Source organism: Streptomyces montanisoli, from assembly GCF_017813245.1.
GTDB lineage: Bacteria > Actinomycetota > Actinomycetes > Streptomycetales > Streptomycetaceae > Streptomyces > Streptomyces montanisoli.
The window spans coordinates 1-20,263 of sequence record NZ_JAGIQL010000122.1 but is presented as its reverse complement, the minus strand read 5'-3'; the positions used below and the strand labels follow the sequence as shown (position 1 = coordinate 20,263).

Sequence of the window (20,263 nt, the reverse complement as noted above, 5' to 3'; positions counted from 1 at the left end):
TCGGCCGCCGCCCCCGACCACCCGAGATACCGCAGGCGGCCTGGATCAACGACCCGGCCAAACGCAGGGAACCCGCACCACAAACCTCATAGCCTCACGACCGTCTCACTGGACTTGAAATCTTCCGAAGGGGACCGGAGTCGCCGCGCTGGACTACGCCCAGGCGCTCGACGAGGCGCTCTGCTACGGCTGGATCGACGGTCAGAAGGCCAAGTTCGACGATCAGTGGTGGCTCCAGCGGTTCTGTCCGCGTAGGCCGCGCAGCAAGTGGTCACAGGCCAACAGGGACAAGGTGGCCGCCCTGATCGAACAGGGCCGGATGCGGCCGCCGGGACAGGCCGAGGTCGACCGCGCCAAGGCGGACGGCCGCTGGGAGGCGGCCTACGCCGGCGCGAGGACCGCCACGGTGCCGGACGACCTCGCGGCGGCCCTGGCCGTCGACCCGGCCGCAGCGGCCTTCTTCGAGACACTGGACCGGCAGAACCGCTATGCGATCCTGTACCGGATCCACGATGCCAAGAAGGCCGAGACCCGGGCGCGCCGGATCGAAAAGTACGTAGCGATGCTGGCGAAGGGCGAGAAGCTGCACCCGTAGGCACGGGAGGGGCCGACCGCAGCCGTGTTGCTGCCCGGGGTTCCCGAGCGTTCGCGTCCCTCTGCCGTAGCCACCCAGGCAGCCCGGGCCCTTCAGAACGCGGAACGAACAGCTCACTCACAAGAGGGAATTGCGCGCCTCTGACGAGGGACTGTGCGGCAGAAGAGGGACAGAGCCCGGTCCCGGTCGGTTGACTGGAAGCTCCTTGACGATCCGTCGTGCAGAGGGGGCACCGGGCGTGACCGGACAAGCGCAGGACCAGTCGCAACAGACGCAATCACAGGCTCAGCAACCATCCTGGAATCCGTTCGCCACCCTGGAACAGGTCGGCCTGCTCGCGCTGGGGGCCGTCGATCTGGCGCTCGACCAGGTGCGGCGGGCGGCAGGGCAGGGGCAGGGTGTGGCGAGCCGGTCTGATCTGCGGGAGCTCGTCGCAGACGGCGTGCAAGACCTGAAGGTGCGCGGGGAGCTCGCGTCGAAGCGTGTGGCCGCGTCGGACAGCGACAACTATCTCGAGCTGATGGCCCACCGGGCCATCGCCCGCAACGGCATCACCGGGGACGCCCCGGCGGCCGGCAAGACGGCGCCGCCTCATGCGTGACGATCTGGCGCTCCGGCGGCGCATCGACGCGTATCTGCATCAGCTGGTGGACGACGAGGAGGCCGAGCTCGTACGGCTGTCCCCCGAACTGAGGCCGCTGTGTGACCAGTTACGTAGTTCGCTCACTCGGGGCAAGCGCATGCGCGCGGCGTTTCTGTATTGGGGCTGGCGGGCCGCGGGCCAGCCGGACTGTGATGGCGTGATCAGGGCGGCAGCCGCCATGGAGCTGGTGCACGCGGCCGCCTGCACGCACGACGACATCATCGACGACAGCCGGCTGCGGCACGGGCTGCCGACTGCCCACGTCGCCTTCGCCGAGGCCGGGGCGGGTCCGTGGGGTATGGGGGACTCGCACTTCGAGTCCGTCGAGCTCGCCCGGCCTAACCCCGTGCCGCACACTCCCGTGCGGCAGGAGAAGTCCGCCGCGCTCGCCATGATGCTCGGTGACCTGCTGATCGGCTACGCGGCGCAGGTCTTCGCCACCTGCGGGCTGCCGGGAGCGTACGTGGCTCGGACGGTGCCTCTCTGGTCGACGCTGCTGCGGGAAACCGTCGCAGGTGAGTTCCTGGAGGTGCTGCGTACCGGCAGTGAGACGGCCGAGGTCGCGGAGTCGCTGGAAGTGGCTCGCTACAAGACGGCCAAGTACACGGTGGAGCGGCCGCTGCACATGGGGGCCACGCTGGGTGGTGCGTCGCGGCAGGTGATGGAGGCCTTCACCTCGTACGGGGTGCCGCTCGGCGAGGCCTTCCAGCTCCGTGACGATCTGATCGGGACCTTCGGCGTCCCTGCCGAGACCGGCAAGTCGAACCTGGACGATCTGCGGGACCGGAAACCCACCGCGCTGCTCGCCACGACCCTCTCCCTGCTGGCCCCCGATGGACGTCGGCTGCTGGAGAAGACCCTCGACAACCCGGCGCTCGACGAGGACGACGCGGCGCTGGTCCGGCAGTTGATGGACGAGTGCGGGGCGCGCAGGCGCATCGAGGAGATGATCGCCGAGCGCGTGTCGGCGGCCCGCAGCGCCCTGGACACCGTGGCGCTGCCGCTCCAAGCGCGGTCAGCGCTCCTTGGGTTGGCCACCTCGGCGGCCGAGCGGGCGCTGTGAATCGATCGCGCCCGGCCTGCGCCGTCAGCCATGCCCGGCCCTCCCGGGCCGCCCAACAACTTACGGAGGACGCCGTGACGACGACCCAGACCCCGAAGCTGTACACCGACGCGTCGCTCCACGAGCTGCGCAACCAGGGCGATCCACTCGCGGACGAAACCGTGGCCGCCATGTTCGAGCGTGGGGAGGTACGGGACTTCAACACCCTCATGCGCTTCTTCAGCACCGCGGGAAACAAACTCCCGGACGGCCTCCCGGAGTCGGCGGTCTCCTTCCTCGAGGCCACAGGCATGCCGCCGAAGTGGGTGGACTGGGACGTCATGGAGCGCGCCCGCCTCTTCTTCATGGACAACGCCGCGCACATCAACACCGGCCTGTCCTTCGCCGCGATGCCCGCCACGTACGCGGTGCCGCGCGTCGCGAAGCTTCTGGCCTCGACACACTCGATGGACTATCCGTCGCGCCGTATGGCGAACACCGGTCAGTTCGTCACGTACCTGATGCAGACCAACGCCTTCGAGGAGGGCAGCAAGTTCATCCCGGCCGCGCAGAAGGTGCGGCTGCTGCACGCGGCCGTACGCCATCACCTCACCACGTCGGGGCGGTGGGACGTCGAGAGGGACGGCGTCCCGATCTGTCAGGAGGACATGATCGGTGGCCAGATCTGCTTCTCGATCCTCGTCCTGGACGCCATGCACCGGCTCGGCATCCACATGAGCGACGAGGGAGCGGAGGCCTACTACTACGCGTGGCGGGTCGTCGGCTCCATGCTCGGCTGCGACATGGAGGCCGCCCCGAACAACCTCACCGAGGCCCGCGCCTTCGCGGACCTCTACCTCACCCGCAACCTCGGCCCCTCCGAGGACGGCGTCCGGCTGAACAACCAACTGATCCGGATGTACGAGGACGTCGTCCCCGGCACACTCCTCGACCCCATCGTTCCCGCGACGGTCCGGTTCCTCGTCGGGCCGACCATCGCCGACTGGCTGCAGATCCCGCGCAGTCCGTGGGACACCGCCGCCAAGGCCGTGCCCATCGTGCTCGGCCTGATGGAGACGGTGGAGGACAGCGGCCCACTCGGCGAATGGGCGCTGGACAAGGCGGGCAACCTGCTCACCGCCTTCGAACTGGCCTCGCTCACACGGGGCAGGGTCATGCAGTACGCGATTCCTGAGGAGCTCAAGGGCGAGTACGGCGTGCGCTCGCAGGCGTCCCGCAACCACCGCTGGGTGCCTCCGGCTCCGACGCCGTACGTGCCGTAGAACAGTCGGGGACGGCGGGGACGGCGGGGACGGCGGGGACGGCGGGGACGGCGGGGACGGCGGGGGCGGCGGCGACGGTGGGGACGGTGGCAACCCGCCGTCCCCGCCGAGTGAACGACCGCGTGTGCGACGCGAATTGGCAACCGCTCGATAGTGGATGCGCATCGTGTGAGACTCGCTGCATGGACCTGAGTCGGGATTCACGCGGGGAGAAGGACGCGATGACGGTGGAGATCGTCTTCGCCTTCGTGACGGGCCTCCTGCTGGCTGCGGCCGTGTTCGCGGTTGTATGGGTTCCAGCACTGCTCCTTGGCGTGGCTGAGCCGGTGAGGAAGACCATGCTGGTGGGAGGCGCCCTGGCCGGCGCGGCCGCCGGGATATGGCGTCTGGTGTCGGTACTGGTCCGGTTCGACGCCCGCCGCCGCGAAGGCTGACCGCTCGCCGCATCGCCGTCGACCGTGTGTCCGTGCGCTGACGCGTCGTCGTACGGGACGTGATGGTCACGCACTCCGGTTTCCGGTCGCCGGGCTGGCCTCTTGGCCCAGTTCAGCGGCAGGTACGATCGAGTAACTGCAAGAGAGCGGACGGTAGCGCTGACTATCCGTGCCCGCTCAACGGGGTTGGGGCTGGGTGACACGCCTGGCCGACGGGGGAGGTATCGGCGCGTGAGCCGAGTGCAAGAGGCTGCTCGCAGCCGGTTGGTCCGGCGACTGGGTGTCGCCGCTGGGCTCGGGGCGCTGCTCCTCGGCTTGACCGGCTGCGGTGGGCCGGATGACGCGCGTGCATCGGGGAAGCCCAGTACTTGGCGTCGTGTGTGCAGTGGGATCGTCAGTTCCGAGACTCAGCAATATCTGCGAGCGGATGCCTCGGACAAGACCGGTAAAACCATTTACGAGGACCGAGGCGGTGATGGCAGCGGAACGCGTGATGCGTTTGCTGCCGCGGTAAAGGATCTTGCCAAGGGGCCCGGGGCCTCGGGGCACGACTATGTGTGCCGGGTGACGGACAAGAGCGGTAAGCAGCTTCTTCAGTTGTCGTTCTACTGGGACCTGGATGACTTCTCAGTCATTGCGAACGCCGACTCCGGTAGGCAGGTGATGCGGCTCAGCAAGACGCTCGCCCTTGCCGACGACGCGGGCCTCGGCGTGCTGAGTATCGACTGCCATAGGCCAGGGCGCGTGGAGCCGGGGGGCTACCCGGCGACGCTGCACGCCTTCCTCAACATGCCGAGTGCTGACACGCGCGCGGATGCGCAGGTTCTCTACGCGGCTACGCGGAAGATCCTGCCCGGACTGAACTGCACCAACCATGTGACGGTGCCGACCGCACTGCCCACACGCGATCCGCGGATGAAATGAGGGGAGGGGGAACGGTGTTGCGACGGGTGGTGTCCCGTGTACGGGCTGCATGCAGGAGGGGGCGCGTTCATGGGCTCGGGGCAGTGGTTTCGGTGCTGGCGCTCGTAGGGCTTGCGGCGTGCGGCAGTGGTGAGCAGGGAAAGGACCGCAGCCGCCACTGGGGTAAGGAGACGACGCTCGAACGGGCCTGTGGTGGAATCTTCGACGCTGCGTCGATCCGGGCTGTTCACGGGGCCGACGCCGAAACGGAGAAGGTCTACGTATTCAGTTACCTTGAGTACTCCCGTGCTGAATTGGTCAAGAAGCTTGCCTCGGGTGACGACAATGAGACGTTGTTTCAGTGTCGCTTGAATGACGCGGAGGGCAGGCCGCTTTTCACGATGAGTTTCCGCTCCTCTGTTGGTACCGGTTTCCCGAAGGGTGCGACAGCTGACTTCAGGTCCCTTGTGGGGGTCTTGCCTTCGGAGGTACTGGACATCGACTGCGGAATGCCCGGCAAGGCGCCATCTTTGGACGGTCTTCTGACGGCGGGCCCGGGTGTGATCGATCTGCCGGTGCGCCGCGCCGTGCTCGAGCATGCCGGAGCGAAAATTGTAGCCGCCGCTCATTGTCCGAAGCATGTCGTGTTTCCGCCTGTACCTGTCTTCGTCTCCGGGTGAGTTGGCGGGATGCCGGCGTTTGTCCCGCCTCCGTTGCGGCGAGGGATTTCGCAAGCCCTGAGTTCCCTATGACGCCTTCAAGTGCCGCCGCAAAAACTCCGCCTGGTGGTTGAGCAGCGGCTCGGTCAGTGGGCCGCCGATTGCGCGGTGGCCGGTGCCCGGCAGGAGCAGGACCTCGTGGGGGCGGCCGGCGTGGAGCAGGGCCTCGGACAGGCGCAGTGTGTTGGCGGGATGGACGTTCGTGTCGCACAGGCCGTGGATCAGCAGCAGCGGGCGGGTCAGGCGCGGTGCCGCCAGGAGCAGTGAGTTCCTGCGGTACCGCTCCGGGTGCTCGTCCGGGTGGCCTAGAAACCGTTCGCGCCAGTGGGCGCCGTAGAGACGCTGGTCGGTGACGCCCGCTCCGGCGACCGCGGCGTGGAAGACGTCGGGACGGTGCATCACGGCGAACGCGGCGAGCGAGCCGCTGTACGACCAGCCGCGGATGCCGACCCGTCCCAGGTCGAGGTCGGGGAAGTGCCCGGCGGCCTCGTGCAGTGCGGTCACCTGGTCCTCGAGGACGGGGCCGAACAGGTCGCCGTGCACTGCGCGTTCCCATTCCGGGCCGCGTCCCGGTGTGCCCCGGCCGTCCGCCACCAGGACCGCGAAGCCCTGCTCGGCGAACCACTGCGACAGCAGGGTGCTCCAGTCGAGTTCGGTGGTGACCCGCTGCCGTGCGGCTCCCCCGTAGGGGTCGAGCAGGACCGGCAGCCGCCCTTCTCCCGGGCGGTGCCAGGACGGCAGGTGGAGTGTTGCGCGCAAGTCGCGCTCTCCGAGGACGAGGTGGGTGGGGTGCACGTCGAGCACGGGGAGTTCGGCCCGCGACGCGATGGGGACGGCCGGGCCATTCGGCCGTACGACCTCGGCGTGCCCGCCCGGCCGGTCCGCGCGCCGGGCGATCCGGACAAGGGTTCCGCCGCGTCGCGCTCCCGCGTGCACGCCGGGTTCGTCGCTCAGCCTGCGCAGGCCGTGGGTGGAGCTGTACGTCCACAGGTGGGTCTCGGTCGGCTCGCCCGACGCGGTGAACAGCACCTCGTCGCCGTCGATGCCGAGTACTTCCCGTAGTTGGAGGCCCTGAGGGGTGACCGGTGTTCCGTCGAGTGTCAGGTGGCGGGTGTTCCGCAGGTCGGCGTGGTTGACGAGGTCACCTGATCGCAGCCGCGCCGGCAGCCCGGGGACGCACTGCACCCAGGCCTTGTCGTGCCGCTCGTCCAGGATGCTGGTTGTGCCGTCTGCCGGGTCGATGCCGAGGAACAGGACCGTGCGCTGGTCGCGCGACTGCACCACGGCGTAGGGGCCCTGCGCGTCCCAGCCCGCGCCTGTCACGTAGGGGAGGGCGGTGCGGTCCCAGCGAGTCTCGGTGCGTGTGCCGTCGAGCGCCGTGAGCCAGAGCGTCACGTCGGCCTGTGGCGTTCCGGCCGCCGCGTGGCGCAGGGGGCGAGGGGTGTCGGCGGGGGCTGCCGGGTCGGCGGTGTACCAGAGTTGGACGGCTGTGCTGTCCGTACGGGCCATCAGCAGGTGCTCGCCGTCCGGCGCCCACCAGTAGCCGCGTGGGCCGCTCGGCGACGTCGCGCCCGTGTGCTCGGCCCGTCCGTACGCGACGGCGGGGCCTTCGGGTGTCGCGACCGCGTGGTTGTCCGTTCCGTCCGTCTCGATCAGCCACAGAGCCTCGTCGTCGCGGACGTACCCGATGCGGCGTCCCGTGGGGTCGGGACGGGCGTCGGTTGCCGTTCCCGCCACCGGCAGGCGCCGGGCCACACCAGTGGCGACGTCCGCCGTCCACAGCCCGCCGTCCAGCGTGAACGCCGCCTTCGTCACGGCCGCGTCCGTCGCGTAGCTGTCGATCCCTCTGGAGGCCAGCAACTCCGCCGGGTCGGCGAGCAGTCGTTCCGTGCCGGACTGCGTGTCCAGCGCCCACAGGCAGGGCCGCGGGTCGTCGCCCGCCCTGCTGCGCAGGTAGAGGACCGTCGCTCCGTCCGGTGCGACGGTGAACTGCCCGGGGACGCCGTGTGTGAAGCGTCCCGTGCGAAAGAGCTGGGCGGGGAGGGTGTCGGACGGCATGATCGGCACCCTGCCACGCCGCCTCGGTATTGCTCAAGTGTTCGAATTGAGCTCCGGGGCCGATCACGGGTCGTACGACCAACGGACCAGGGCGGCCGCGACGATCGCCAGGGGCCAAAGCCGCTTGTGCCCCTTACTCTGGCGTGATGAGCACCCCCGAACCGCGCGACGCCGATGTCGCCGCTGCCGCCCTCGTCACGTCTTCCTCCGCCGGCGCGAGCGGTGGGCGTGACGGCGCGGCCCTCGCGGGCGGGGAGCGCCCCGCCGCGGGGGGCGTGCTCAGTGCGCCGTATCGCGCCCTGAGCATCGGCATCGTGTCCGTCGTGCTGCTCATCGCCTTCGAGGCGACCGCCGTCGGGACGGCCATGCCCGTTGCCGCGCGCGAGTTGCACGGGATTCCGCTCTACGCGTTCGCGTTCTCCGCGTACTTCACCACCAGCCTCTTCGCCATGGTGTTCGCCGGGCAGTGGTCCGATCGGCACGGGCCGCTCGCGCCGCTCGCCACCGGGATCGGGATGTTCGCCGCCGGGCTCGTCGTGGCGGGCACCGCGTCCGGCATGTGGGTGTTCATCCTGGGGCGCGCCGTGCAGGGACTCGGCGGTGGGCTCGTCATCGTCGCGCTGTACGTGGTCGTCGGGCGTGCTTACCCCGAGCGGCTGCGGCCCTCGATCATGGCGGGGTTCGCGGCGGCCTGGGTCGTGCCGTCCGTGGTGGGGCCGCTCGCCTCCGGGACCGTCACCGAACAGCTGGGCTGGCGCTGGGTGTTCCTCGGCATTCCCGTCCTGATCGTGCTGCCGCTCGTGCTCGCCCTGCCCGCCATCCGGCGCATGGCGGCGGGGCGCGCCGACCCCGACGCGCCCGCGCCCGGGTTCGACCGGCGCCGTATCGTCCTCGCGCTCGCCCTGTCCGTGGGCGCGGGGCTGCTCCAGTACGCCGGCGAGGATTTGCGCTGGCTGTCGCTCGTGCCCCTCGCGGCCGGGGGCGTCTTGCTCGTCGCGTCGGTGCGCGAGCTGCTGCCCGCGGGGACGTGGCGCGCGGCGCGCGGGCTGCCGGCCGTGGTGGCGCTGCGCGGCGTCGCCGCCGGGTCGTTCATCGCCGCCGAGAGCTTCGTCCCGCTGATGCTGGTGACCCAGCGCGGCCTGTCGCCGACGATGGCGGGACTCACGATCGCCGTGGGCGGAGTGACCTGGTCGTTGGGGTCGTACGTCCAGTCGCGGCCGGGCCTGCAGGGGCACCGCGAGACGCTGATGGCGGTGGGGATGGTGCTGGTGACGCTGGGGATCGCGACCGGGCCCACCGTGCTCGTCCACGCCGTCCCCGTGTGGGTGCTGGGGGCCGCCTGGGCGGTCGGCTGCGTCGGCATGGGCACCGTCATCTCGTCGACGAGCGTCGTCCTGCTCGGCCTTTCCGCGCCTGAGGAGGTGGGCGCCAACTCGTCAGCCCTGCAGATCTCCGACGGCCTGTCGAACGTCCTGATGCTGGCCGTCGGAGGCGCCGCGTTCGGCGCGCTCGGCGGCGGTTCCGTGGGCGGTTCGGTCGGCGGTTCGGCGGGTGGTGGCGCGGCCGCCGGCGCCCATCCCGCCGCGTTCGCCGCCGTCTTCGTGCTGATGGCGTTCGTCGCGCTGGCCGGCATCCGGGTCGCCACGCGCGTGCGCGTGCGCACGGCGGCCGCGTCGTCCGGCGCCGCGATGTGACACATCCCGCACCCGCGCCCGTGCCGCCGCGTTCGTACGGGGAACATGGCGTGCCCCCGATAGGGTGGCCCGGTTGTCGTACGGCAGCGGCCGGTCCCGTCGATCGGGGCGGCCGCCAGGTTCGCAGCGGCCGGTCCCGAAGGCCGGGGCCGCCGCCAGGTTCGGAACGGAGACCGTGTCCACTCCCGCCTCCCACCACCTCTCACCCGCCTTCCCCGGCCGGGCCCCCTGGGGCACCGCGGGCAAGCTGCGCGCCTGGCAGGAGGGCGCGCTCTCGCGCTACCTGCAGGAGCAGCCGCGCGACTTCCTCGCCGTCGCGACCCCGGGCGCGGGGAAGACCACCTTCGCGCTCACGCTCGCGTCGTGGCTGCTGCACCACCATGTCGTGCAGCAGATCACCGTCGTCGCGCCCACCGAGCACCTCAAGACGCAGTGGGCGGACGCCGCTGCCCGCATAGGCATCAAGCTCGACCCCGACTACAGCGCCGGGCCGCTCAGCAGGGAGTACCACGGCGTCGCCGTCACCTACGCGGGCGTCGGCGTGCGGCCCATGCTGCACCGCAACCGCTGCGAGCAGCGCAAGACGCTCGTCATCCTCGACGAGATCCACCACGCGGGCGACTCCAAGTCCTGGGGCGAGGCGTGCCTGGAGGCGTTCGAGCCGGCGACCCGGCGGCTCGCGCTGACCGGCACCCCGTTCAGGTCGGACACCAACCCCATCCCGTTCGTCGTGTACGAGGAGGGCAACGACGGCATCCGCCGCTCGTCGGCCGACTACACGTACGGCTACGGCAACGCGCTCGCCGACGGCGTCGTGCGGCCGGTCATCTTCCTCAGCTACAGCGGCAACATGCGCTGGCGGACGAAGGCGGGTGACGAGATCGCCGCGCGTCTCGGCGAACCCATGACGAAGGACGCGATCTCGCAGGCGTGGCGCACGGCGCTCGACCCGCGCGGCGACTGGATGCCCAACGTGCTGCGCGCCGCGGACCAGCGCCTCACCGAGGTGCGCAAGGCGATCCCCGACGCGGGCGGCCTGGTCATCGCGAGCGACCAGGACTCCGCGCGCGCGTACGCGAAGACGGTGCGGGAGATCACCGGCACGAAGGCGACCGTCGTGCTGTCCGACGAGGCCTCCGCCTCCAAGCGCATCGAGGAGTTCGCGGAGGACGGCTCGCGCTGGATGGTCGCCGTGCGGATGGTGTCCGAGGGCGTCGACGTGCCGCGCCTGGCCGTCGGCGTGTATGCCACCACCATCTCGACGCCGCTGTTCTTCGCGCAGGCCGTGGGCCGCTTCGTACGGTCGCGGCGGCGCGGCGAGACGGCGTCCGTGTTCCTGCCGACGATCCCCGACCTGCTGGGCTTCGCGAACGAGATGGAGGTCGAGCGCGACCACGTGCTCGACAAGCCGAAGAAGAGCGGCGAGGAGGACCCGTACGCCGAGTCCGAGAAGGAGATGGACGAGGCCAACAAGGAGCAGGACGAGGACACGGGCGAGCAGGACACGCTGCCGTTCGAGGCGCTGGAGTCCGACGCCGTCTTCGACCGGGTCCTCTACGACGGCGCCGAGTTCGGCATGCAGGCGCACCCCGGCAGCGCGGAGGAGCAGGACTACCTCGGCATCCCCGGGCTGCTCGAGCCCGACCAGGTGCAGATACTGCTCCAGCGCCGGCAGGCGCGGCAGATCGCGCACAGCCGCAAGAAGCCCGACGAGGAGGCCGACCTCCTCGAAATGCCCGCCGACCGCAGGCCGGTGGTCTCCCACCGCGAACTACTGGACCTGCGCAAGCAGTTGAACACCATGGTGGGCGCGTACGTGCACCAGAGCGGCAAGCCGCACGGTGTCATCCACACCGAACTGCGCCGGGTGTGCGGCGGCCCGCCGAGCGCGGAGGCCACGGCGGGGCAGATCCGCGAGCGGATCAAGAAGGTCCAGGAGTGGGCCACGCGGATGCGCTGACCCGGACGGGCCGCCGGTGCGCTGACCAGACGGGCCGCCGGTAAAAACACACTGCGTCCCCCTATGCGGGGAACATGGTGTCATCTACGCTCTTTCCGCCACCAACTCGGCGCATGTGCCCGGATTCTGGACCGGGTCTTCCGCTCAGCGGTATGGCTCGCTACTGTCCGGAGACATGAACACGCGCCGTGGCAGCGCCGCCGCGCAGCGCAGCCGTCGTGTCCCGCTCCGGTAGCGGCCTCGCCGCGACCCGCCGACGGCACCGGTGCCGGGCCAGGGGGAGAGCGCCGTCGCCACTCACTCCGAGAGACATCGAAGGAGAGTGCGTCGTGACCGCCGAGACATCCCAGACGCTCGACAGAGGCCTGCGTGTCCTGAAGTTGCTCGCCGACACCGACCACGGCCTGACCGTCACCGAGCTGTCCGCCAAGCTCGGTGTCAACAGGACCGTCGTCTACCGCCTGCTCACCACGCTGGAGCAGCACGCACTGGTCCGCCGCGATCTCGGGGGCCGGGCCAGGGTCGGCCTCGGTGTGCTGCGCCTCGGCCGCCAGGTGCACCCGCTCGTACGGGAGGTGGCCATGCCGGCGCTGCGCTCGCTCGCGGAGGACATCGGCGCCACCGCACACCTCACCCTCGTCGACGGCACCGAGGCACTGGCCGTCGCGGTCGTCGAACCGAGCTGGACGGACTACCACGTCGCCTACCGGACGGGGTTCAGACACGCCCTGGACCGCGGCGCCGCGGGCAAGGCGATACTCGCGGCGCGCGGCGCCCTGCTGACGGAACCGCCGTGCGCGCTCACGCACGGCGAGCTGGAGACGGGGGCGAGCGGCGCGGCGGCGGCGCTGGTCGGGGTCAGCGGCATCGAGGGGAGCGTCGGCGTCGTGATGCTCGCCGACTCCGTGCCCGAGCGGGTCGGCGCCCGGGTCGTCGACGCGGCACGCGAGGTCGCGGACGCCCTGCGCTGAGGGCATGCGCTGGGGGTCAGCGCGGACACCCCGCGCCGAGGGCATGCGCCGAGGGCGTGCGCGGGAGGCGGGCGCCGAGGGCGTGGGGCCGCGCGGGGAGCGCGGCCGATAGATTGGCACCGTGTTCTCTCGTCTCTCGCGCCCCGTCCTCCTCACGCTGTGCGCCCTGCCGATCGTGGCGCTGTTCGCGGTGGTCGCCCTGGCGCCGCTGCCGTACGCGATCGCGGCGCCAGGACTGACCGCCGACGTGCTGGGGACGAACCAGGGGCAGAAGGTCATCACCATCACCGGCGCCCCGGTCCGCAGGACCACGGGCCAGCTGCGCATGACGACCATCGAGGCGACGGGCCCCTCGGCGACCGTGCGCATCGCCGACATCGCCAAGGGCTGGTTCAGGCCCAAGGAGGCCGTCCTGCCGCGTGACGCCGTCTACCCGGCGGGCGAGTCCGTCAAGGAGATCCGGAAGACGAACACCGGCGACATGGTGCGCTCGCAGAACCACGCGGTCAGCGCGGCCCTCTCCTACCTCCACAAGAAGCCGGGATCCGTCGACATCAAGCTGCACCTCGCCGACGTGGGCGGCCCGAGCGCGGGCCTCCTGTTCACGCTCGGCATCATCGACAAGCTGGCGGGCGACGGCTCCGGCGGCGACCTGACCGACGGCCGCGTCATCGCGGGCACGGGGACGATCGACGGCTCGGGCAAGGTCGGCCCGGTCGGCGGCGTCGCGCTGAAGACGCAGGCCGCCGCACGCGCGGGCGCCACGGTCTTCGTCGTGCCGAAGGCGGAGTGCTCCGACGCGCAGGTCAACCTGCCGAAGAGCATGCGCCTCGTCCCCGTCACCACGCTGGCCGGCGCGGTGACGTCGCTCAAGGCGCTCGGGACGGGCGGCAAGCTCCCCAGCTGCTGAGGCTGAATCCCGGCGGGGGACCCCGGCGGGGAACCCCGGCGGGGTGGGCCGGCTGCTCAGCCGCCCGCGCCCCGGTACACCTCCATCGCCACCACCTGCGGGGTCGCCGTGCCCACCGCGGTGTACCTGACGTAGCGGGCCCGTACCGGCGGGGCGGTGACCATTGTGCCGGACGCCGCCGTCGCCGCGACCGGCGCGCCGAACGGCGTCCACGTCCTTCCGTCCGCCGACACGTCGATCCGGTACGCGGTGGTGGCGCCGTACGCCGTGACCTTCGTACGCCCGACCGTCGTGGCACGCCCCAGGTCGACGGTGAGGGAGGCACCGGGGCCTGTCGCCTTCCACCGGGTGCTGGGGCTGCCGTCGACGGCGGCGACCGCCGGGAAGCTCGGGTCGGCCGTGGACGCGCTGACCGTCTTGCAGCGCGCCGCGTCCTGCGTGGGCGCCAGGTCGGGACGGCGGGTGGTGACCGTGACGCTGTGGTGCCCGTGCGGCTTCGTGCGACGCCCGGCCGCCGACACGACGAGCGTGTGGCCGCTGCGCAGCGTCACGCGCGTCCCGTCGTGCCTGATGGAGACGTCGAAGGTGTTGCCGTGCCAGTGCAGGCCGGTCAGGTCGATGCCCGGGATCCCCGGCGGCAGCATCGGGTCGACGGTGACCGCGTCGGACCCGAGGCGCAGTCCTGTGAAGCCGTAGGTGAAGGCTTGCAGGACCCCGCCGATGCCGGTGGTGAAGGTGAAGGCGCCGCCCTCGCGCTTCTCGGCGAACTGGTCGAACGGCGCGTACGTGTAGGGGTCGAGGCTGCGCTTGAGGAAGGTCTCGGTGACGCAGCCGGGCGTGCCGAGGCGTGCGCTGTCGATCAGGTTGATCGAGTCGGTCATGGAGGGGCCGTTGATGTCCGTGCGCGGCGTGTAGTAGTCGAGGTCGGCCTGTGCCTGCGCGTCGGTCATCGGGTAGTTCAGCGGGTACTGGAGCATGACGGTGTCGGCCTGGTTGATCGTGCTGCCGTTGTAGCCGTCGTACTCCGGGTGCACGCCGGTGGCGGGGTCGACGGCCACGGTCAGCCCGCCGGCCACCTGCGCCCACCGCGGGTCGGGCTGTTCGCCGACGAGTCGCGCGGCCTCGGTGGCGATGCCGAGGACGGTGATCGCGCCGGCGTTGGTGTACGCGCTGTTGGTCTCGTGGTCGTGGTTCTCGTCGGGGGACTGCACGTCCGCCAGGTCGTAGCCGCCGTGGCCGTCCGGCGTGACACGGCTCGCCCAGAACCGCGCCACCGACTTGATCACGGGCCAGCCCTCGGTGCGCAGCCACTCCAGGTCGCCGGTCGCCTCGTAGTACTGCCACTGCCCGAGCGCGACGTCGGAGTCGATGTGGATCTCCCGCGGGTGGATGCCCACGTCATTGCCGGTGTCCGCGCTCTCCCACGGGTACTGGGCGCCCTGGTAGCCGTGTGCCTGCGCGTTGGCGCGTGCCGCGTCCAGCAGGGTCGAGCGGTAGTCGAGCAGGCCGCGCGCCAGGTCGGGGTGGGCGGCCAGCAGGGCGGGGTTCATCCAGGTGTCGGCGTCCCAGAAGACGTGGCCGTTGTAGTCGGCGGAGGACATGCCGCCGGGGGAGAGGCCCCAGTCGACGCCGTCGCGCACCGACGAGAGCAGGTAGAACGTGCCGGCGCGCAGCCGCTGTGTGAGCTCGGTGTCGCCGAGGACCGTGATGTCGGACTGCCACAGGCGGGCCCACGCACGCTCGTGCGCGGTTTCGATGGGCCGCAGTCCCTGCCGGGCGGCGTGCGTCGCGTAGCCGAGCGCGGCGGCCTGCGGGTCGGCCGGGCCGTCGGTCACCAGCGGCGCCGAACCCTGCGCGGTGTCGTTCGAGGACGCGATGCCGACGAACTTCGTCGCCTCGTACGTCCTTCCCGCCCGTACGTGGAGGCCGGCGCGTTGCGCGAGCGAGTTGGCGGGCACGTCCGTGTACGGCTCGGTCGCCACGCGGCGGCCGTCCACGCGCAGCACCGACGCGAGCCCGGCCCGCATGCCGATCTGCTGGGTGGTGAGGCTCTCGCTGATCGACGCCGACGACCGGTCGACGCGCCCGGACGAGACCTTGGTGAGGTCGACGGGCTTGGCCAGGCGGTGGTTGGCGGGAAGTGTGTCGGCGCGTCCGTCGAGCATGTCGATCACCGACAGCGGCCCACTCCAGTTCAGCGGTGTGATGTCGACGTGGGTGACGCCGAGGTGGGCGTTGGCCCGGTCGACGATCACGCGGTAGGTCAGCCTCGTCGCACGGCCGGCGGGCGACGTCCACGTCAGGGACGTGGTGATGGTGCCGCGGCGCATGTCGAGGGACTGCTTGTAGTGGGACGTCGTCCCGACCGGGGCCTTGGCGGCCGGTGGGGTGTCCACGGCGGACAGCGAGATCGCGTCCACGTTCGCCAGGCAGCTGTCGCCCTGGGCGCAGGTGACGGCGACGGTGTTCGTGCCGGCGGTGACCGGGACGTCGAGCGTGGCCGTCCCCCAGGCGTCCCAGGAGCTGGTCACGGGCAGTTGGAGGCGGACGGGCGCGGCCCCGTTCACCTGCGCGCTGAGCGTCTGCGCCGTGGTGCCGCCGGCGGCGTAGCGGACGGTGAGACGCGCGGTGCCGGCCGGCGCGTGTCCTATGGTCACGGCCGCGGAGGCGTCAGGCGCCGGTTTGCCGCCGGGGCCGTAGCCGGCGACGAAGCCCGAACCGCCGTAGTCCTTGTGGTTGGTGGCGGTGAACGCGCCGCCGGTCAGCTTCCCGGTCTCCGCCTCGCAGACGGTGTCGAACTCGCAGGCGGCCGCCGAAGCGACGTTGCCGTAGGTGGCGCTGCCGTCGGAGATGCCGAGGGTCGACCAGGCGGGGAGGTTCACGCGCTGGACGGAGATGCCGGGGCCCTGCCCGTAGAAGCCCGCGAGCTGGGACTCGGTGAGCAGGGGCGAGGCGGAGAAGCCGGCGCCTTCGGCGGGCACACGGGTGGAGAAGTAGCCGTTGCCGAGGAAGGTGGGGGTGTAGTCGGTGGACGGGTCGGTGGTGCTGAGCACCCACGCGTCGCCGTCGCCGTTGCCCTTGGCCGGGTGCTCCTTCGCCGGGTGTGCTTTGGCCGGATGCTCCTTGGCCGTCGCGGACGACGGGTCGAGCGCGCCGGACGAGACCGTCGACAGCAGCAGTGCCGCCAGGACGACGGCAAGTCTTCGCCGCACTCTGGATGTTGACAACCTCATGGGGCACGCCTCCGGGTCCGCGGCTCGTCGGGCAGTCCGGAACTCTACGCCGCGGCCTGCGATTTCCACAGGGAGGTAACGCGGTGAGCAGGGACGAGGCCCGCGGGCGGCGAGTGCGGCTACGCGCGGTGGCCGCGCTCGTGGTCGTCCGCCGCCTGCTCGACCAGCGGGATGATCCGCAGCGGCACCGGGTTCTCCATCACGATCGCCGTCGACGCGCGCACGATGCCCTCGAACCCGACCACCCGGTCGATCACGCGCTGGAGGTCCGCGTTCGAGCGGGCGACCAGCCGGCACAGCATGTCGCCCTGCCCCGTCGTCGTGTGCAGTTCGAGCACCTCGGGCACGGTGTCGAGGTGCGCGCGCACGTCCGCGCCCTGCCCCTGCTTGATCTCCAGCGTCGCGAACGCGGTGACCGGGTAACCGAGCGCCGCCGGATCGACGTTGGGGCCGAAGCCGCGGATCACACCGCTCGACCGCAGCCGGTCGAGCCGCGCCTGCACCGTGCCGCGCGCGACGCCGAGCCGCCTGGACGCCTCGAGCACGCCGATCCTGGGCTCGCGCGCCAGCAGGACGAGCAGCCGCCCGTCGAGTCCGTCGATGCTCATCCCGGGCCGCCCCTTTCCGCCGTGGTCACCCTGTACAGATCGTCCGACGATTGTCGCCCATCGCTGTACAGGTTGCCCAGTGAATTCCGGAACTGTTGCGCACCTTGCAGTGCGGGGAGACCCTGAGCGCATGGCAGACACCTCGATGCACGACACCGCGACGCAGACCGGCACCGTCCCCGAGACCGCGCGCGAGGCCGACCCGTTCCCGGTGAAGGGGATGGACGCGATCGTCTTCGCCGTCGGCAACGCGAAGCAGGCCGCCCACTACTACTCCACCGCCTTCGGCATGAAGCTCGTCGCCTACTCGGGCCCCGAGAACGGCAGCCGTGAGACCGCCAGTTACGTCCTCACCAGCGGGTCGGCGCGCTTCGTGTTCACGTCCGTCATCAAGCCGTCCACGGACTGGGGCCGCTACCTGACGGAGCACGTCGCCGAGCACGGCGACGGCATCGTGGACCTCGCCATCGAGGTGCCGGACGCGCGCGCCGCCTACGCGTACGCCACCGGGCAGGGGGCGACCGGCCTCGTCGAGCCGCACGAGGTCAAGGACGAGCACGGCACGGTCGTGCTGGCCGCCATCGCCACGTACGGCACGACCCGGCACACGCTCGTCGAGCGGACGGGCTACGACGGCCCGTACATGCCCGGCTACGAGGCCGCGCAGCCGCTCGTCGCCCCGCAGGAGAAGCGGAGCTTCCAGGCCGTCGACCACTGCGTCGGCAACGTCGAACTCGGCCGGATGAACGAGTGGGTCGGGTTCTACAACAAGGTCATGGGCTTCACCAACATGAAGGAGTTCGTCGGCGACGACATCGCGACCGAGTACTCGGCGCTCATGTCCAAGGTCGTCGCGGACGGCACGCTCAAGGTGAAGTTCCCGATCAACGAGCCGGCGGCGGGCAAGAAGAAGTCGCAGATCGACGAGTACCTGGAGTTCTACGGCGGCGCGGGCGTGCAGCACATCGCGCTGGCGACGAACGACATCGTCACGTCCGTGCGGCAGATGAGGGCCGCGGGCGTGCAGTTCCTCGACACGCCGGACTCCTACTACGACACGCTCGGCGAGTGGGCGGGCGAGACCCGGGTCCCGATCGAGACGCTGCGCGAGGAGAAGCTGCTCGTGGACCGCGACGAGGACGGCTACCTGCTGCAGATCTTCACCAAGCCGGTCCAGGACCGGCCGACGGTCTTCTTCGAGATGATCGAGCGGCACGGCTCGATGGGCTTCGGCAAGGGCAACTTCAAGGCGCTGTTCGAGGCGATCGAGCGCGAGCAGGAGAAGCGCGGGAACCTCTGACGCGCCCTGCTCCTACGTACGCGAGCGCGGCCCCGCGGGTGACTCCCCGCGGGGCCGCGCTCGCGTTCCTGGCCGCCCGCCGTCAGGGGCGCCCTCAAAGGCGTCCGCTCAGGGGCGCTGCGGTGCCGCGGCAGAAGCCGGGCCGGGCCGCACGGCGCCCTGACCCGCCGCGCCTTGACCCGCCGCGCCTTGACCCGCCGCGCCTTGGGCCGCCGCGCCGTTCGGAGAGGCGCCGTTCGGTGAGGCGGCGTTCGGCGCGGCCGTGGCCTCGTGGGTGGCGCCCCCGCGGGGCCGCGGCCGTGTTCCTGGCGCCTGTGCAGAGACGCCCGCTCAGGGGCGATGCGGCGAGAAGGTCGGCACGTGGCCGGGCGGCAGGGCGCCTGCGCCCGACGCGCCGTCCGCGGGGGCGGCGTTCGGTGCCGCCGCGTTCGGCACGGCCGGAGCCGGCGCGATGTCGGCCGGTGTTGTTCCGGCCGGGGCCGCCGGTGCGGGGGCGGCCGGGTCGACCGCCGAGCCTGCCGGAGCCGGGGCTGCTGGGACCGCCGGTGCGGAGGGTGCCGCGGGTGCCGCCGGGCCCCCGGACTTCGGCGCGCCCGCCGCGCCGATCGTGCCGCCCAGCGCCTGAAGCGCCGCACGCGCACGCGGTGCCAGCAGCGGGGAGAAGTACGGGTTCGTGCGCAGGGCCTCGTCCAGGTGCCTGCGCGCCTCCGCCTTCATGCCGAGCTTCCGCTCGATCTCGCCCCGGTGGTACGAGTACAGGGCGTTCCTCGGGCCGTCGCTCGTCGCCGTCGTCGCGTACGTCAGGGCGCGCGCCGCGTCACCCGACTTGTACAGCGCCCAGCCCAGCGCGTCCGCCGCCTCGACGCTCCTGCGGCCGCTCGTCCACTCCGCCGTCAGCCGGGCCACGGCAGCGCCGGCGCCGCCGTGGTCGGCCTCGTACCGTCCGAGCAGCAGGTTCTCGTCCACGCCGTCGCTGCTCGCCTTCGCGGCCTCGGAGCGCACCCTCGCGTACTGGGTCTGCGCGTCGCCCGTCAGGCCGAGCGACTCGTACAGCTCGCCGAACTCCAGGGCCGTCTCCGGCCTCGGCTGCTTGGCAAGCGCCGCCTGGTAGGCCTGGTACGCGTCGTCCGTCCTGCCGAGCGCGGCCAGCGCACGGCCGCGGCCCGCCTGCGCGGCGGCGAGACCGGGGGTCACCTTGAGCGCCGCGTCGTACTGGCCGAGCGCCTCCTTGGGCTCGCCGCGCTCCCACGCGAGAGCGCCGAGTTGCGCGAGGCCCGCGGCCTTCTGGGCGGGCGAGGCGGCGTGGTCGACGGCGTCGGACGCCTTGGCCGCGGCGTCCTCGCGCCAGCCGCGTCCCTCGTACACATGCGCGTAGGCGCCGGAGACGGACGCGGCCTTCGGCCGGGCCGCGGCAAGCTTGTCGAGGGCGCGGCCGGCGGCCTCGTAGTCGCCGATGCCGTTGTAGGCGTCGATGAGCGGCGGGTAGACGGCCCAGGCGGACGGGTGCTTCTTCTTCGCCAGCTCGCCCCACTTCTTGGCGGTCATGTAGTCGTGGCGCGCGTTGGCGAGGGCGGTGAGCCCGATCAGCGCCTCCTTGGGCGCGGCCGCCGGTGCGGAGGGCGTCGCCGCGACGGTCGTCGCCGCGGCGGGAGCCGATGCGACGGACGTCGGCGAGGCGGGTGCCTTCGCGTCGACCGCCCCGCCGCCGGGTCGGGGCGGGGCGCCTCCGGGAGCGGCGCGCGGCGGGCCGGCGGCGGGGGGGACGGGGGGGGGGGCGGCTGGACTCCTGGCAGCGGGGAGACGCGGGGGCCGGGCTCTGCGTGGGGGAAGGGGGGGGGGGGGGGGGGGGGGGGGGGGGGGGGGGGGGGGGGGGGGGGGGGGGGGGGGGGGGGGGGGGGGGGGGGGGGGGG

Annotated in this window: 15 protein-coding genes and 1 pseudogene; 12 read left to right on the top strand and 4 right to left on the bottom strand. The window is 71.7% G+C overall.

Annotation, left to right across the window (positions count from 1 at the left end):
- Window positions 1-127 precede the first annotated feature (127 nt).
- The 7 genes and pseudogenes from JFN87_RS24185 to JFN87_RS24155 form a co-directional block, all read left to right on the top strand.
- Window positions 128-595: pseudogene (locus JFN87_RS24185) on the top strand (YdeI/OmpD-associated family protein); the annotation flags it as partial.
- A 238-nt stretch (window positions 596-833) separates the two neighbouring features.
- Window positions 834-1,196 (top strand): hypothetical protein, encoded by a 363-nt coding sequence (locus JFN87_RS24180; protein WP_209343165.1) that lies wholly within the window; start codon window positions 834-836, stop codon window positions 1,194-1,196.
- Complete coding sequence (locus tag JFN87_RS24175; protein ID WP_209343163.1) at window positions 1,189-2,301, top strand: polyprenyl synthetase family protein; 1,113 nt, start codon at window positions 1,189-1,191, stop codon at window positions 2,299-2,301. The genes JFN87_RS24180 and JFN87_RS24175 overlap by 8 nt, the downstream gene beginning before the upstream one ends.
- A gap of 74 nt (window positions 2,302-2,375) precedes the next feature.
- The gene (locus JFN87_RS24170; protein WP_307865580.1) at window positions 2,376-3,563 is read left to right on the top strand and encodes an oxygenase MpaB family protein; all 1,188 of its coding nucleotides are present in this window, start codon (window positions 2,376-2,378) and stop codon (window positions 3,561-3,563) included.
- 182 nt (window positions 3,564-3,745) lie between these two features.
- Window positions 3,746-3,997, top strand: coding sequence for a DUF6332 family protein (locus JFN87_RS24165; protein ID WP_209343161.1), 252 nt, complete (start codon window positions 3,746-3,748; stop codon window positions 3,995-3,997).
- Window positions 3,998-4,375: 378 nt separating this feature from the next.
- On the top strand, window positions 4,376-4,921 hold the full coding sequence (locus JFN87_RS24160; protein WP_209343159.1) for a hypothetical protein: 546 nt from the start codon (window positions 4,376-4,378) through the stop codon (window positions 4,919-4,921).
- An 83-nt stretch (window positions 4,922-5,004) separates the two neighbouring features.
- On the top strand, window positions 5,005-5,580 hold the full coding sequence (locus JFN87_RS24155) for a hypothetical protein (protein WP_209343157.1): 576 nt from the start codon (window positions 5,005-5,007) through the stop codon (window positions 5,578-5,580).
- Between the two features lie 66 nt (window positions 5,581-5,646).
- Here the strand turns inward: JFN87_RS24155 and JFN87_RS24150 are convergent, their stop codons facing one another.
- Complete coding sequence (locus JFN87_RS24150; RefSeq protein ID WP_209343156.1) at window positions 5,647-7,677, bottom strand: S9 family peptidase; 2,031 nt, start codon at window positions 7,675-7,677, stop codon at window positions 5,647-5,649.
- A gap of 146 nt (window positions 7,678-7,823) precedes the next feature.
- Here JFN87_RS24150 and JFN87_RS24145 point away from each other — a divergent pair, with 146 nt between their 5' ends.
- The 4 genes from JFN87_RS24145 to JFN87_RS24130 all read left to right on the top strand — a co-directional run bounded on the left by JFN87_RS24145 (window position 7,824) and on the right by JFN87_RS24130 (window position 13,212).
- Window positions 7,824-9,371, top strand: a complete 1,548-nt coding sequence (locus JFN87_RS24145) for an MFS transporter (RefSeq protein WP_209343154.1) — start codon at window positions 7,824-7,826, stop codon at window positions 9,369-9,371.
- A gap of 175 nt (window positions 9,372-9,546) precedes the next feature.
- A complete protein-coding gene (locus JFN87_RS24140) occupies window positions 9,547-11,331 on the top strand; it encodes a DEAD/DEAH box helicase (RefSeq protein WP_209343153.1) in 1,785 nt (594 codons plus the stop codon).
- Between the two features lie 329 nt (window positions 11,332-11,660).
- On the top strand, window positions 11,661-12,302 hold the full coding sequence (locus JFN87_RS24135) for an IclR family transcriptional regulator (RefSeq protein WP_030908616.1): 642 nt from the start codon (window positions 11,661-11,663) through the stop codon (window positions 12,300-12,302).
- A 121-nt stretch (window positions 12,303-12,423) separates the two neighbouring features.
- Window positions 12,424-13,212, top strand: a complete 789-nt coding sequence (locus JFN87_RS24130) for a S16 family serine protease (RefSeq protein WP_209343152.1) — start codon at window positions 12,424-12,426, stop codon at window positions 13,210-13,212.
- Window positions 13,213-13,268: 56 nt separating this feature from the next.
- Here JFN87_RS24130 and JFN87_RS24125 read toward each other — a convergent pair whose 3' ends face one another.
- Both JFN87_RS24125 and JFN87_RS24120 read right to left on the bottom strand, forming a co-directional pair.
- A complete protein-coding gene (locus tag JFN87_RS24125) occupies window positions 13,269-16,445 on the bottom strand; it encodes a discoidin domain-containing protein (protein ID WP_209343151.1) in 3,177 nt (1,058 codons plus the stop codon).
- A 119-nt stretch (window positions 16,446-16,564) separates the two neighbouring features.
- Window positions 16,565-17,053: an Lrp/AsnC family transcriptional regulator gene (locus tag JFN87_RS24120; RefSeq protein WP_209343150.1), complete on the bottom strand. Its 489-nt coding sequence runs from the start codon at window positions 17,051-17,053 to the stop codon at window positions 16,565-16,567.
- A gap of 130 nt (window positions 17,054-17,183) precedes the next feature.
- On the opposite strand from JFN87_RS24120, the gene hppD reads away from it, so the two are divergent.
- Window positions 17,184-18,353, top strand: coding sequence for a 4-hydroxyphenylpyruvate dioxygenase (hppD, locus tag JFN87_RS24115; RefSeq protein WP_209343149.1), 1,170 nt, complete (start codon window positions 17,184-17,186; stop codon window positions 18,351-18,353).
- A 330-nt stretch (window positions 18,354-18,683) separates the two neighbouring features.
- Here hppD and JFN87_RS24110 read toward each other — a convergent pair whose 3' ends face one another.
- Window positions 18,684-19,898 carry a tetratricopeptide repeat protein gene (locus JFN87_RS24110; protein ID WP_209343147.1) on the bottom strand — a complete coding sequence of 405 codons (1,215 nt, stop codon included), beginning with the start codon at window positions 19,896-19,898 and terminating at the stop codon, window positions 18,684-18,686.
- Between the last annotated feature and the right edge of the window lie 365 nt (window positions 19,899-20,263).